Origin of the sequence: Thalassospira sp. MCCC 1A03138, from assembly GCF_002115785.1 — a bacterium.
In the GTDB taxonomy this organism is placed as follows: domain Bacteria; phylum Pseudomonadota; class Alphaproteobacteria; order Rhodospirillales; family Thalassospiraceae; genus Thalassospira.
In genome coordinates, this window is the sequence record NZ_JFJY01000002.1 from 1 (window position 1) to 14,969 (window position 14,969).

The window sequence follows — 14,969 nt, forward strand, 5'->3', positions numbered from 1 at the left end:
GCCGCGCATTTTTTTGGCATCCCGGTCCATCACCCCCAGATCAGCCCCGACAAGCGGTGCCAGATCGGTTTTGTTGATCACCAGCAGATCGGACCGCGTAATGCCAGGCCCCCCTTTGCGCGGGATTTTGTCGCCCGCCGAAACATCGATGACATAGATGGTGATATCGGCCAGTTCCGGCGAAAATGTCGCCGACAGGTTATCACCACCCGATTCAATAAAGATCGCTTCAAGCCCCGGATGTTTGGCGCTCATATCCTCGACCGCGGCAAGGTTGATCGATGCGTCTTCGCGAATGGCGGTGTGCGGGCAGCCACCCGTTTCAACACCGGCAATCCGGTCCGCGGCCAATGCCCCCGACCGGGTCATGAATTCGGCATCCTCGCGGGTGTAAATATCGTTGGTGATCGCGGCGATATTGAACTCGTCGCGCATGGCCTTGCACAGCCGTTCCAGAAGGGCGGTTTTGCCCGAACCAACCGGGCCACCGATACCAATGCGAAGGGGTGAGCTCATGATCTGAAAAGCCTCGTATATTGGGTTTCGTGTTTCATCGACGTCCAGTCAACCATCGGGGCAGCCGCCCCCAGATTGACCGGATCGGTATTCATCGCGGTTTCGGTCGCCATCGCCACCGCCTTGTCAAGGGACGCCAGGGTCCGCACGCCATCGGTCTGCCCCAACGGCACCAGACGCACCGCACTCGATACCAGATTGGCCGCCATCGCGTGCAAAAACGCGCTCAGCGCATCACGCAACGGCACATCCGCCTCGGCCGCGGCAATACCAACCGCAACCGGATAGGATGGCAGACGATCATCATCGCGCATTCGCTTGGCCCAAAGGGTCAAAATGCCATCGCCCCAGACCTTTTGCGCGGTCGAGACAAAGGCACGCCCCTGTGCGGTTGCCTCCAACGCCATTTCAGCCGTCCCGCGCCAGCAATCGGCATCAACCCCGATATCAAATAGCGCGTCCAGATCCCCCGCACGTGCCGCGCGCCATGCGGCACAAAACAGCACCGCATCAATCCGCCCCGCACCGAATTCCAGAACCCCTTCGATCCAGATTGTCAGGCTTTCGGCACTTATAACCCGGCGATCCTCGACCGCGTATTCAACACCGTGGGAATAGGTATAGGCACCGACCGGGAATGACGGGCTAAGCCATGTCATCAACCGCATCAGGCCACCCGGCGTCAGATTGGCGGGGGAACGGGGATCAAGTTCAGTGGTCATGCGGCTCCCCGATTGCATGGGCGTGCGCATGAGAATGGGAATCCCCGTGAGAATGCGCATGGCTATGGTCATGGCCGTGATCATGCCGGTGGTCATGATTGTGATCGTCATGATCATGCGGGTCTTCGAAATGATCATTGCCGTGGCCGTGACCATGACCGCCATCGCCACCCAGCCCGTGATAGGCCCCGTTTAGCGGATCGAACGGGGCGACTTCGGCAAAAACAACACCACCCAGCCCCTGAACCATGTCGCGCATGACATGATCATCAATGATGCGAAGCCGCCCGTCTTTCAGGACCTGAAGCGGGGTATGACGGTTGCCGATATGCCATGCCATTTTGGCCGTCGCAATCGGGCCGGAACAGGTGATGGTCAGGACGTCCTCGGCTACCGCGCGTACCACAATCACCCCGCCATCAACCAGACGCAACCGGTCACCATCGCCCAACCGCACCGCATGGGGCAGATCAAGCAGGAACGCATCCCCGGCATCATCCATCAGCCGGATGCGCCGCCGGTGACGGTCGGCAAAGGCAAGTGTTACCGTACCGCGCACCTCGGAAGTGTCGGACTGGCTGACCGGGATATGTTCAATCGCGCGACGCATGATCCGGGCTCCTAGAACAGGAAATAACGCTGTGCCATCGGCACACGGTCGACCGGCTGACAGGTCAGAAGTTCGCCATCGGCACGCACCTGATAGGTTTCCGGATCGACTTCCATTTTCGGCAGGGCATCGTTCAGTTTCATGTCCTTTTTGCCGATATTGCGCGTGTTCGAAACCGCCAGAAGCTGCTTTGCCAAACCAAACTCGGCGGCAATTCCGGCATCGATCCCGGCCTGGGACACGAACGAGAAGCTCGATTTCGACAATGCCGAACCATAGGCGCCAAACATCGGACGATAATGAACCGGCTGCGGTGTCGGGATCGAGGCATTCGGATCCCCCATCGCCGCCCCGATGATCATGCCCGCCTTGATGATCATGTCGGGTTTGACGCCAAAGAACATAGGTTTCCAGACCACGATATCGGCAATCTTGCCGACCTCGATCGATCCGACATGGGATGCAATGCCCTGTGCGATTGCCGGGTTGATGGTGTATTTCGCGACATAACGCTTGGCACGGAAATTATCATTCCCCGGCCCGTCTTCCGACAGGTTGCCGCGCTGCTTTTTCATCTTGTCCGCCGTCTGCCAGGTGCGCGAAATGACCTCGCCCACGCGGCCCATGGCCTGACTGTCCGACGAAATGATCGAAAACGCGCCAAGGTCATGCAGGATATCCTCGGCCGCAATGGTTTCGCGGCGGATGCGGCTTTCGGCAAAGGCGACGTCTTCGGGAATTTTCGGATCAAGGTGATGGCACACCATCAGCATATCAAGATGCTCGTCGATGGTGTTCACCGTAAAGGGACGTGTCGGGTTGGTCGAACTTGGCAGAACGTTCGCTTCCCCACACAGCTTGATGATATCGGGCGCATGGCCGCCACCGGCCCCTTCGGTGTGGAAGGTATGAATGGTGCGGCCCTTGAACGATGCACGGGTATGTTCGACAAAGCCGCTTTCATTCAGCGTATCGGTATGGATCATCACCTGCACGTCAAGGTCATCGGCCACCGACAGGCAGGTATCAATCGACGCCGGGGTCGTGCCCCAGTCTTCATGCAATTTAAGCCCGCAAACACCGGCTTTGACCTGTTCGATCAATGACCCCGGCAGGGTCGCGTTGCCCTTGCCAAAGAAACCGATATTCATCGGCAATCCGTCGGCTGCCTGCAACATGCGGGCAATGTGCCACGGGCCGGGCGTACAGGTGGTGGCGTTGGTACCCGCTGCCGGGCCGGTCCCGCCGCCCAGCATCGTGGTTACGCCGGAATACAGCGCATCTTCGACCTGTTGCGGACAAATCCAGTGGATGTGGGCGTCAATACCGCCTGCGGTGATGATGTTGCCCTCACCGGCAATCACCTCGGTCCCCGGACCGATGATGATGTCGACACCGGGCTGCACATCGGGGTTCCCGGCCTTGCCGATCCCGGCAATTCGGCCATCGCGAATGCCAATATCGGCCTTGATGATGCCGGTATAATCAAGGATCAGCGCGTTGGTGATCACGGTATCGACCGATCCTTCGTCGCGCGATGCCTGCGACTGGCCCATACCGTCGCGAATGACCTTGCCGCCACCGAATTTGACTTCCTCGCCAAGGATCGTGAAATCCTGTTCGACCTCGATCAGAAGCTCGGTATCAGCCAGTCGAACCTTGTCGCCGACGGTCGGGCCAAACATGGCGGCATAGGATGCGCGATCAATTTCATAAGCCATTTTTACGCTCCCAGCTTGCCGTTGATTTTGGCGTTAAAGCCATAGACCACACCCGACCCGGCATATTTCACCAGATTGACCTCGCGCGTCTGGCCCGGTTCAAACCGCACAGCCGTTCCGGCCGGGATATCAAGACGGAAACCACGTGCAGCCTCGCGATCAAAATCAAGGCCCGGATTGGTTTCATAAAAATGATAGTGGGATCCGACCTGCACCGGGCGATCCCCGGTATTGGCGACGGTCAGTGTTTTGGTTTCGCGATCCTGATTAAGGATCAGGCTGCCTTCTTTGGTAATGATTTCACCTGGAATCATGGCCTGTTTCCTTTGCCTAGCGGATCGGTTCGTGAACGGTCACAAGCTTGGTCCCGTCGGGAAATGTCGCTTCGACCTGAATTTCATGGATCATTTCGGCAATGCCATCCATCACCTGGTCGCGCGTGATCACGGTCGCGCCGTCACGCATCAGATCGGCAACCGATTTGCCATCGCGCGCGCCTTCGACCACAAAATCCGTGATCAGGGCGATGGCTTCGGGATGGTTCAGTTTCACACCGCGTTCAAGGCGGCGTCGCGCCACCATGGCGGCCATTGAAACCAGCAATTTGTCCTTTTCGCGTGGCGTCAGATTCATGCCGTTCTCCTAAATTTCCCAAAGACGCGGCAGGCGCGCCGGAAGTCCCCGTGTTTCATGGCGGAACTGTTTCCACCACGCGCCGTAAACCCGGCGCAATTTCATCGGATCGCGCGCCATGAAACGCGTGATCACAACCCCCTTCATCGCGGTTGCCGCGCACAGCACATCCCTATCCATCAAACCCTCGGATGCGCGCGCCAGACAATCGCGTGCAATATCAAGTTTTTCTTCGGCACCCTGCCCGACCAGAATGGCGGTCGCCGCCGCCCGCGCCCCATCAAAGGCTGCGGGATGATCCAGCATGCGCAAAACATCGCCTTCCAGATGCAGCGCATCGCGCCAGACAGGCCGCCCGTCAATCGACACATCCCACGCATCGCGTGCCAGACCGGTTGTGAAAACCTCGCCGCGCGCAAGGCGGCCAAACACCATGATTTCACCGGCCATCACCTGCCCGGAACCGGCAACGGAAACCTTCGTCTTGCGGCGCAGACGCGCCTGATCAAACAGGATGGTTTCATGGGGCAACCATTCCAGCCAGCCGTTATCTTCGGCCGCCAGCTCAACCGACATCACGCAATCCGGCCCGGCGGAACGGTAAATCTTTTCTGCGGCCTGAGCGGTAAACAGGGCGGATGCCCCTGCCTTGACCCGGCCTTCAAATGCCAGATGATCGCCACCCACCATGCCACCCGATGTCGTCACCAGAACGGCAGTCACCAGATCCCCGGCCATCGGACGCGGGAACAGGATTTTCATCGGATCGCGGTAATAAAGATGATCAAGGGCCGCAAAACCCGGTTTATCCGCAGACTCAGGGCCCGGCTTGAACGCGACCTCGGCCCGGCCGTCGGTGACGATCGGGTTGGAAGCGTCTGACATTTGCGGTTCCGCCTTCAAATCGCTGCGGACCGGGTTTTCGAGTTTGCGAAGCTGCACAAAGCCACCTGAATATTTCAGTCGCACAACCGGTTAACCCGCGGTCAGACCGGCTGGCCCATCGGCAAACACAGCAAGATGCGGGCCAAACCGCACAGCCCGCAATCGCGCCATTTACCGCACCGGCCCCAATTCACCCATGCGCAAAATTTTGGCAAATGCTGATCAAACAGTCAGATACGACCGCACCTTTTCGCGATCCAACGCATCCTTGGACCCCGCCAGCACCACCTCGCCACGTTCCAGCACGACGATCTCGTCGGCCAGTTCATGGGCGAAATCAAAATACTGTTCGACCAGAAGGATCGCCATATCGCCACGATCCGCCAACTGTTTGATGACGCGCTGGATATCCTTGATGATTGATGGCTGAATGCCTTCCGTCGGCTCGTCAAGCACAAGAAGCCGCGGACGTGTGACCAACGCCCGTCCAATGGCAAGCTGCTGCTGCTGCCCGCCCGAAAGATCGCCACCACGACGGCCCAGCATGTCGCGCAGGACCGGGAACAGTTCAAAAATTTCGTCGGGAATATGACGAAGGGCGCGCGGAAGGGCGGCAAACCCGGTTTCAAGGTTTTCCTTCACGGTCAGAAGCGGGAAAATCTCGCGCCCCTGGGGGACAATCGCGATCCCCGAGGCTGATCGTTTCCACGCCGGATCACGCGAAATGTTTTTGCCTTCCCACGTGATGTCGCCATCGGCAATCGGATGTTGCCCGACAACGGCGCGCATCAGCGATGTTTTCCCCACGCCGTTACGCCCCAGAACCGCCGTGACCTTGCCGGTTTCCGCACTAAGCGACACCTTGCGAAGCGCATGCGACGCGCCATAAAACAGATCGATATTGGCTACATCCAGCATGATCAGCGCCCCAAATATACTTCGATGACCCGCGGGTCTTTCTGAACATGGTCAAGGCGGCCTTCGGCCAGAACCGACCCTTCGTGCAGGACCGTCACCTTGCAATCAAGGTCGCGAACAAATTCCATGTCATGTTCGACCACCACAACCGACCGATCCGTTGCAATGGATCGCAGCAATTTCGCGGTCTGCTCGGTTTCGGAATCCGTCATGCCCGCGACCGGTTCATCCACCAGAAGCAATTCCGGCTCCTGCATCAGCAGCATGCCAATCTCAAGCCACTGTTTTTGCCCGTGCGACAGGTTGGCTGCCGTCTCGCCCCGCTTGTCGGTCAGCATGATGGTTTCAAGCGTCTGCTCAATGCGAAGCTTCTCAGCATTGCCCAAACGATGGAAAAGCGCCTGAAACACGCCGCGCCCGCCCGAACAGGCCAGCAGCAGATTGTCAAACACCGTATGGCTTTCAAACACGGTCGGTTTCTGGAACTTGCGCCCGATGCCAAGGTTCGCGATCTCGGCCTCATCAAGCTTCGTCAGATCGACTTCGCTTCGGAACATCACATCGCCGGTATCGGGCCGGGTTTTACCGGTGATGATGTCCATCATCGTCGTCTTGCCCGCGCCGTTCGGCCCAATAATCGCGCGAAGTTCGCCCGGCTCGACATAAAAGGACAGGCTATTGAGCGCCCGGAACCCGTCAAAAGTGACGGAAACCCCATCGACATAAAGGATGGTATTGGCTTTGGCGGCCTTGCGTTCGGCCTTTTCAATCTCGATTGCGGCTGCCTCGCTCATGCCTTGCCTCCTTCGTTTGCACGCCCGTTCAGGAAACGCTTGCGCAGGGTGCTAAACGCCGATTGCCGGTCGGGTGCCCCAAATGCCGGCACCGCACCAATCACGCCCTTTGGCAGGAACAGGGTCACGGCAATGAACAACCCGCCAAGGAAGAACAGCCAGAAATCAGGCATCACACCGGTAAAGAAGGTCTTGGCATAGTTCACAATGAACGCTCCCAGCACCGCACCATACAGCGTGCCACGCCCGCCAACCGCCACCCAGATGACGATTTCAATCGACAGGGCCGGGGCAAATTCACCCGGATTGATGATGCCGACCTGCGGCACATAAAGCGATCCGGCAATCCCGGCCATCACGGCCGATACGGTAAAGACGAACAGCTTGTAATATTCGACCCGGTAACCGGTAAACCGCACACGCGCCTCGGCATCGCGGATCGCAATCAGAACCTTGCCCAGACGCGAATTGGTAATGCAGCGCGCCACGACATAACAGATGCCCAGCATCACACAGGATGCAATGAACAGGGCCGCCCGCGTTCCATCGGCCTGCAACGAGAAACCAAGCAGATCCTTGAAATCGGTCAGGCCGTTATTGCCGCCAAATCCCATATCGTTGCGGAAGAATGCCAGCAACAGCGCATAGGTCATCGCCTGCGTGATGATCGAAAGATACACCCCCGTCACCCGGGACCGGAAGGCAAGGAAGCCAAACACAAGGGCCAGAAGCCCCGGCACGAACATCGCCATCACAATGGCAAACCAGAACATGTCAAAGCCGTACCAGTACCACGGCAATTCGGTCCAGTTCAGGAACACCATGAAGTCTGGCAGTTCCGGGTTGCCATAAACCCCGCGGTCCCCGATCTGGCGCATCAGATACATGCCCATGGCATAACCGCCAAGCGCAAAGAACGCCCCGTGACCAAGGCTTAGAATCCCGCAGAACCCCCAGATAAGATCGACCGAAAGCGCCAGCAACGCATAGCAAAGGTACTTGCCAAGCAGGCTCATCATCCATGTCGGAACATGAAAGGCCGATCCTTCGGGCACGAGCAGATTGCCGACCGGGATCAGGATGGAGGCCGCAATCAGGATCGCAAGCAGGATCATCCCGCCGCGATCACGCAACAGCCACCCGATCACCGGCGTCATTTGGTATTTCGTGCGATAGTCGGTCATGTATCAGGCCTCCACCGCGCGACCCTTAAGGGCAAACAGCCCCTTTGGTCGTTTCTGAATGAACAGGATCAGCGCAATCAGAACAAAGATTTTCGCCAGCACCGCACCGGCCACCGGTTCAAGAAACTTGTTCACGATGCCAAGGCTGAATGCACCAAGGACCGTGCCCCAAAGGTTGCCAACCCCGCCAAACACCACGACCATGAAACTGTCGATGATGTAGGCTTGGCCAAGATTTGGGCTTACGTTTGAAATCTGGCTGAGTGCGACACCGGCAATCCCGGCAATCCCGGAACCAAGCCCGAAAGTCAGGGCATCGACATACCCGGTGCGAATGCCGACCGATCCGGCCATGCGGCGGTTCTGGGTGACGGCGCGCATCTGAAGGCCAAAGGCGGTATAGCGCAGCACTATCGCAATCCCACCCACCACAATCAGACTGAACAGGATGATCCACAGCCGGTTGTAGGTCAGCACCAGACCGCTTGAAAGCTCAAGCGCGCCACTCATGAAATCAGGGGCGGTAACCTGCTGGTTGGTTGCGCCAAACAGGCTTCGGATCGCCTGCTGCAAGACAAGGCTGACACCCCAAGTCGCCAGAAGCGTTTCAAGTGGACGACCATACAGGAACCGGATCACGCAGCGTTCGATCACGATGCCGACCAGACCGGCAACAACGAATGCCGCAGGCACCGCAATCACCAAAGACCATGGCGACCCCGACGGAATGACAGATGAAAAAATCTGCTGCACGACAAAGGTGGTATAGGCACCGATCATTATCATTTCGCCGTGCGCCATATTGATCACGCCCATCACGCCAAAGGTGATGGCAAGGCCAACCGCGGCAAGCAACAGCACGGATCCAAGACTGATGCCGCGATATACATCCCCCAGCGTCTGCCACATCGAAAGCCGACCCTCGACCTCGGCAAGCGCATCTTTGGCCGCAGCAACAACTTCGGGCTGGTAACCTTCGGCTTCGGCACTGGCAACGAATTGCGACAATACCGCACGGATTTGCGGTGTGGTTTCGCTGGCCAGCACTTCGATGGCGGTCAGACGCTCCTCGGTGGTTTCACCGGCCGCCAGCGCCATGGTCGCCCGTGCAAGTTCCATCCGCGCCAGAAGCGTCGCATCTTCCTCACGCTCGATCGCGCGGATCAGCAATGGCAACATCGACGGATCGCGGGCGTCCATGACCTGCTCGACGGCGGCAGTACGGATGCCGATATCCTGACTAAACAGGTTAAGGGCGGCCAACGCATCGCGCAGCGCGCCACGCAGACGGTTGTTGATCTTGATCTTGTCGAGTTCCTTGGAACCGCTCTCACCCACAACCTCGCCGCTGACGACGTCGATATGGTTCCAGACCTTACCCTTTTTCTCGCCAATCACGACGTGCTCATCGCTGGCGCGGACAAACAGGTTGCCTTCAAGCATCGCGTTCAGGATCGGCGCGACGCGGGGGTCGCCATCGGCGGCCATGGCCTCGATTGCTTCAACCTTTTTGGTCGAACTTTTATGGTTGAGCTGTTCCGTTACATTGCGCAGTTCTTCGTCGCTAAATGCGTGTGCCGATCGCGGCGATGCCAGCACCATCACCGCAAAAATTGCGGCCAGGGCAAACAGGACAGGCACGGAGTTGTTCGCGCGGACACGGAAACGGCACAGGACAGCGGTCATGACAGTACGCATGGTCACCAAGCCTTTGAAAATCGGATGTCAGAAAATTACAAAAAGAATGGTTACCCAATCATCAGGGCAACGAAAAACAGGCTGGCTGTATCAACAGCCAGCCTGTCCAATCCCGATCAATACATCGGTTTTTCACAGTTGCCGCAGACCCACGGATAGGTCCAGTCGGCGGTCAGCTTTGCGCTTTCGGGCAGGAAGTCCGACCATGCATCGCCAACGACGGTGCCTTCGGTTTCCCAAACGATGTCAAACTGGCCATCGTCCTGCACTTCCCCGATCAGAACCGGCTTGGACAGGTGATGGTTGGTGTTCATGACAGCGGTACCGCCGGTCAGGTTTGCAACTTTCTGGCCATACATGGCCTGACGGACGGCATCAACATCGGTGGTACCAGCCTGTTCAACAGCCTGTTTCCACATGTTAAAGCCGATATAGGTTGCTTCCATCGGATCGTTGGTTACGCGTTTCTCGTCACCGATAAAGGCATGCCATTTTTCGATGAAGGCCGAGTTCGCATCGGACTCAACCGACTGGAAGTAGTTCCAAGCAGCCAGATGACCAACCAGCGGCGCGGTATCGATACCAGCCAGTTCTTCTTCACCGACCGAGAAGGCAACAACCGGAATGTCTTCGGCTTTGATGCCCTGGTTGGCGAGTTCCTTGTAGAACGGCACGTTGGCATCACCATTAATGGTAGAAACCACGGCGGTTTTCTTGCCGGTGGATGCAAATGCCTTCACATCGGCAACAATAGACTGCCAATCGGAATGACCGAACGGGGTATAATTCTCCATGATGTCTTCATCGGAGATACCCTTGCCATTCAGATAGGAACGCAGGATTTTGTTGGTCGTGCGCGGATAGACATAGTCCGTTCCCAGAAGAACGATACGCTCGGCACCGCCGCCATCTTCGCTCATCAGGTAGTCAACAGCCGGGATTGCCTGCTGGTTCGGCGCGGCACCGGTATAGAACACGTTGCGCGAGCTTTCCTCGCCTTCATACTGAACCGGATAGAACAGCATGCTGTTCAGTTCTTCGAAGACCGGCAGTACCGACTTGCGCGAGACCGAGGTCCAGCAGCCGAACACGACATCGACCTTGTCTTTTTCAATCAGCTCACGTGCTTTTTCGGCAAAAAGCGGCCAATCCGAAGCCGGATCGACAACAACTGCCTCAACCTGTTTCCCCAACAGGCCGCCATTTTTATTCAGATCATCCACCAGCATCAGGACCGTATCCTTCAGCGTGGTTTCCGAAATAGCCATCGTCCCAGAGAGAGAGTGCAGAACGCCGACTTTAATCGTATCAGCGGCCTGGGCATTTGACATGGTCATTGCCGACCAAGCCAAGGCCCCAGCGCCCATAAGCGCCTGAAGCTTCTTATTCATTCTATTGCCTCCACTGCGAGTTTATTGCACCGCAGTGGTGCTTGCTAAAATCGTGCCAGATTCCGAATATTATGCTGCAGCGCCAGAAATCGCGGTGACTCAACGCAATATCCAACTATTTAACAGGCAGAAAATGGAAAATATTTGCGCTACACGCGATTTCAATGATCACTTTTCGATCATTAATTAAAATTTGATTATTTTTTAATCACGTTGACCTACACCCTCACAGCCCTTATCTGAGGGGCGGAAGTTTCGCCTTTCTGCGGTTATTGCACCACAATGCCCATAGGCCGAAGCATCCCGCCCCACCGGTTCGCCGGCGGTGTTGCTTATATGCAGTAAACGGGTCAATCATTGTGCCGCAATGGCAGGCAGATCGGTTGAAATGTCGCCGATCACCGATCTGATCCGATTACGCAGCCAGACCAGTCCGACATCCTTATCCGCCCAGATCGGCCAGTTCATGGTCACTGGCGGAAAATTCAGCGGAATGGGCATCTCACAGAACACCAAACCAAATAACGGCGCATATTGTACTGCGATCCGGCGCGGCACGGTCGCGACAATCGGGGCATTCCGGGCCGAGGCAAGCAACGGCATGAAATCCGGCGCAGCCAGAACGACATCAAGATCAATGCCAATCGCCTGCAAAGCATCACCAACGCAGCCTTCGACATTTCCCGTCTGGGACAGAACCGCGTGGCGCGCGCCCAGATATGTCTCTCGAGATAACGGCAGTGTCAGTTTGCAAATATCGGGATTAAAGCAACAGGCCACACTGGATTCAAACAGCACTTCGCCGATCTGGCGGGATTCCTTACATCCGATTGCCAGATCGATTTCCCCGGCATTTAGCATCAGATCGACCGTCTCGACAGTAATCGAACGACTCACCAGACGCACACCGGGTGCGGTTGATTGCAAATGGTGCACCAATGCCGGTAACAGAACCATTTCCATTTCGCCGGTGATACCGATCCGGAAAATGCGATCTGCCGTGTCCGGATCGAAACTGTCAGTCGCCTGAAGAGCACTTTGTGCCTGTGTCAATGCGGCCCGAACCGGCCCGGCCAATGCACGTGCCTTTGCGGTTGGCTGCATTTTCTGTCCGACACGGACAAAAAGATCATCCTGCAACAGTATGCGGAGCGTTGATAAATTGTGGCTCATGGCGGACTGCCCAATCCGCAACTTTTCCGCAGATTTTGTGACACTTAGCTCTTGCATCATTGCGTCAAATGCAATCATGAGATTGAGGTCAAATGACCTTAAATTGAAATGATCAATAGTATCCATGACCCGCATCGATTTGATTACTGACTGATTGGAATATAGCCTTTCCCTATCGCGTTACAAGCCGCCGGTTAAATCCCGGCATTTGATTGAGGGAGAATATTCTGATGCTGTCACGCAGAGACATGCTTAAAGGTTCGCTTGCTGCCGCTGCCATCGGGGCGACGGCCAGCACCGTTTTTGTACCGTTGCGCGCTAGCGCAAAGGCACCACTGGTCGGTACTCAGGCCCCCGGATATTACCGCCTGATGGTGGGCGACGTAGAAGTTACCGCACTTTCGGATGGCACCGGGCAGTTTCCGCTTGCCGATCTGTACCTGAATACCAGCCCCGAACACGCACGCACGGCCCTTGCAAATGCTTTCCAGGGCACGCCGACAACGACATCCGTGAACGCCTATCTTATGAACTTCGGCGATCGTCTTGTGCTGCTGGATGCCGGGACCAGCGACCTGTTGGGACCGGCCCTTGGCAAATTACCGGCCAATATCATCGCGTCGGGCTATCACCCCGATCAAATCGATGATGTGGTGATTACCCACATTCATACCGACCACACTGGCGGACTGACGTTTAACGGCAAGAAAGTCTTTCCCAACGCCACGGTGCATGTACAGAAACTTGATGCCGAATACTGGCTAAGCACGGAAAATCGCAACAAGGCCCCGGAAAGTGCCAAGCAATATTTTGATCAGGCCGTCTTATCGACAAAGCTTTATAGCGAAAGTGGTACGCTTTCGACTTACGAGGTCAATGCATCACCCGTTCCAGGTCTGATCAATTCAACGCATCGTCCGGGTCATACACCGGGCCACAGTGCACTTTGGTTTGAAAGCAAAGGTGAAAAGTTCGTTTATTGGGGCGACATCACCCATGGCGATGTCATCCAGTTTGACGAACCGGGCGTCTCGATTGCGTTTGATGTCGATCCAGATCAGGCCATAACCACCCGCGAGGCTGCCTTTGCCGAAGCCGTATCAGAAAAATATCTGGTTGCCGGGTGCCATATCGCCTTCCCGGGTATTGGGCATGTCATCGAAGACAGCACGATGTTTGACTGGGTGCCGATGAACTATCGCGCTGACGTCTGATCCAACTTCCCCAACCCGCGCTTAAGACGCCAGACGAAAAAAGGGCGACCTGCGTCACGCAGGCCGCCCTTTGATTTCCTTTTTCGACAAAACCAGCTATTCCGGCATCCCGGCACGGATCCACTGCCCCAGCTGTACCCGTTCCTCGTCCGTCATTTCGGTCATGTTGCCAAGCGGCATGGCACGCCCGATAACGGACTGGGCCAGAACACGCTGCGCATTGGCTTTGACTTGCGCGATGTCATCAAACATTACGCCCATCGGCGCCTCGTCAAAGCCTTCATCGGTCGGGTTGGCAGAATGACAGGCCGTGCAGCGGGTCTGAACAATCGCCAGCGCATGATCGCCGGTGATGATTTCCTGATCGGCCAGCTTGGCGGCATCGGGATCATAGGATGCAAACATCGCCAAGATCGCCATGCCCACCGCAGCCGATGGCAGTTGCCATGCAATCGCCTTACCGCGGCCCCCGGCATTACGCGTGTTGAAGAAATGGCGCACCAACCCGCCAATGATCAGGATCAGGCCGACAATCAGCCACGACTGATCATGGGAAAACAGCATCGAATAATGGTTGCTGATCATCATCAGCAAGACCGGAAGAGTCAGATAGTTGTTATGCGTGGATCGCTGCTTGGCCTGCAATCCCAATGCCGGATCGGGTTTTTCGCCCGCCATCAGGCTAGCGACGACCTTTTTCTGGTTGGGAATGATGATGCGAAACACGTTGGCGGCCATGATCGTGCCAATCATCGCACCGACATGAATAAACGCCCCGCGACCGCTGAAGACATGGGTAAACAGATAACTCGCTGCCATGATCAGGATGAACAATGCAAACGCAAGCTTGCCGGTACTTTTACCAATCGCACTTTTGCAGATGATGTCATAGATCACCCAACCGGCAAACAGGCTGGCAAGCCCGATCAGGATCGCATCCCATTTGCCAAGCGGCATGACATTCGGGTCGATCAGATAGCTTTCGGCACTCCAGTAATACATTGTCACCAGAAGCGCAAAACCGGTCAGCCAAGTGAAATAAGCCTCATACTTGAACCAGTGCAGTTCTGGCGGCATGGATTTCGGCGCAACCATCCATTTATTGACATGGTAAAACCCGCCGCCATGGACCATCCAAGCTTCGCCATAAACGCCTTCATCCATGCCCGGACGTTTGCGCAAGCTCAGATCCAGCCAGACGAAGTAAAAGGATGAACCGATCCACGCGATACCGGTAATCAAATGCGCCCAGCGCAGGATCAGATTGATCCAGTCCTGAAACAGAATATCCACCCGTTGAAACCTCCGTCTTGCAGGGCATCTCTCATACTGCCCTGCTGTCCCCTTGCCGGTTATGCGACACATCTGACCACATTGATCCGGAATTATTCCAATCAGAGTCCTAACATAGCATATCCGGGTGCTCTATTATTAAGGGCAGATGCATAATCGAAATGACTTTCAAGTTATTTTTTAAAATGGCACAGTGCTTTGAAATTCGAAAAAGCAA

General features: G+C 56.4%; 15 protein-coding genes. 1 reads left to right on the forward strand and 14 read right to left on the reverse strand.

The features are described 5' to 3' along the window. The 13 genes from ureG to TH468_RS04855 all read right to left on the reverse strand — a co-directional run. Positions 1-516, reverse strand: a 516-nt coding sequence (ureG, locus tag TH468_RS04795; RefSeq protein ID WP_085642476.1) for an urease accessory protein UreG, incomplete at its 3' end; no start/stop codon positions are given. Then, the gene (locus TH468_RS04800; RefSeq protein ID WP_085642477.1) at positions 513-1,238 is read right to left on the reverse strand and encodes an urease accessory protein UreF; all 726 of its coding nucleotides are present in this window, start codon (positions 1,236-1,238) and stop codon (positions 513-515) included. The genes ureG and TH468_RS04800, both read right to left, overlap by 4 nt. Then, entirely contained in the window at positions 1,228-1,848 is a 621-nt protein-coding gene (locus TH468_RS04805; RefSeq protein ID WP_085642478.1) for an urease accessory protein UreE, read from the reverse strand. Before TH468_RS04805 ends, TH468_RS04800 begins: the two co-directional genes overlap by 11 nt. A gap of 11 nt (positions 1,849-1,859) precedes the next feature. Next, on the reverse strand, positions 1,860-3,569 hold the full coding sequence (ureC, locus tag TH468_RS04810; RefSeq protein ID WP_085642479.1) for an urease subunit alpha: 1,710 nt from the start codon (positions 3,567-3,569) through the stop codon (positions 1,860-1,862). A 2-nt stretch (positions 3,570-3,571) separates the two neighbouring features. Then, positions 3,572-3,883: an urease subunit beta gene (locus TH468_RS04815; protein WP_007088864.1), complete on the reverse strand. Its 312-nt coding sequence runs from the start codon at positions 3,881-3,883 to the stop codon at positions 3,572-3,574. Between the two features lie 16 nt (positions 3,884-3,899). Then, the gene (locus TH468_RS04820; RefSeq protein ID WP_007088863.1) at positions 3,900-4,202 is read right to left on the reverse strand and encodes an urease subunit gamma; all 303 of its coding nucleotides are present in this window, start codon (positions 4,200-4,202) and stop codon (positions 3,900-3,902) included. Positions 4,203-4,211: 9 nt separating this feature from the next. Next, complete coding sequence (locus TH468_RS04825) at positions 4,212-5,087, reverse strand: urease accessory protein UreD (RefSeq protein WP_246832212.1); 876 nt, start codon at positions 5,085-5,087, stop codon at positions 4,212-4,214. Between the two features lie 222 nt (positions 5,088-5,309). After that, positions 5,310-6,005: an urea ABC transporter ATP-binding subunit UrtE gene (gene urtE, locus TH468_RS04830; protein WP_085642481.1), complete on the reverse strand. Its 696-nt coding sequence runs from the start codon at positions 6,003-6,005 to the stop codon at positions 5,310-5,312. A 2-nt stretch (positions 6,006-6,007) separates the two neighbouring features. Continuing rightward, positions 6,008-6,799, reverse strand: a complete 792-nt coding sequence (gene urtD / locus TH468_RS04835; protein WP_085642482.1) for an urea ABC transporter ATP-binding protein UrtD — start codon at positions 6,797-6,799, stop codon at positions 6,008-6,010. Continuing rightward, entirely contained in the window at positions 6,796-7,983 is a 1,188-nt protein-coding gene (gene urtC, locus TH468_RS04840; RefSeq protein WP_085642483.1) for an urea ABC transporter permease subunit UrtC, read from the reverse strand. Before urtC ends, urtD begins: the two co-directional genes overlap by 4 nt. Positions 7,984-7,986: 3 nt before the next feature. After that, entirely contained in the window at positions 7,987-9,681 is a 1,695-nt protein-coding gene (gene urtB / locus TH468_RS04845; RefSeq protein ID WP_139834643.1) for an urea ABC transporter permease subunit UrtB, read from the reverse strand. Positions 9,682-9,797: 116 nt separating this feature from the next. Further along, a complete protein-coding gene (gene urtA / locus TH468_RS04850; RefSeq protein WP_085642484.1) occupies positions 9,798-11,072 on the reverse strand; it encodes an urea ABC transporter substrate-binding protein in 1,275 nt (424 codons plus the stop codon). Between the two features lie 354 nt (positions 11,073-11,426). Beyond that, entirely contained in the window at positions 11,427-12,380 is a 954-nt protein-coding gene (locus TH468_RS04855; protein WP_139834644.1) for a LysR family transcriptional regulator, read from the reverse strand. Between the two features lie 95 nt (positions 12,381-12,475). On the opposite strand from TH468_RS04855, the gene TH468_RS04860 reads away from it, so the two are divergent. Next, on the forward strand, positions 12,476-13,459 hold the full coding sequence (locus TH468_RS04860; protein WP_085642485.1) for an MBL fold metallo-hydrolase: 984 nt from the start codon (positions 12,476-12,478) through the stop codon (positions 13,457-13,459). 96 nt (positions 13,460-13,555) lie between these two features. Here the strand turns inward: TH468_RS04860 and TH468_RS04865 are convergent, their stop codons facing one another. Continuing rightward, positions 13,556-14,752, reverse strand: a complete 1,197-nt coding sequence (locus TH468_RS04865) for a urate hydroxylase PuuD (protein ID WP_085642486.1) — start codon at positions 14,750-14,752, stop codon at positions 13,556-13,558. Between the last annotated feature and the right edge of the window lie 217 nt (positions 14,753-14,969).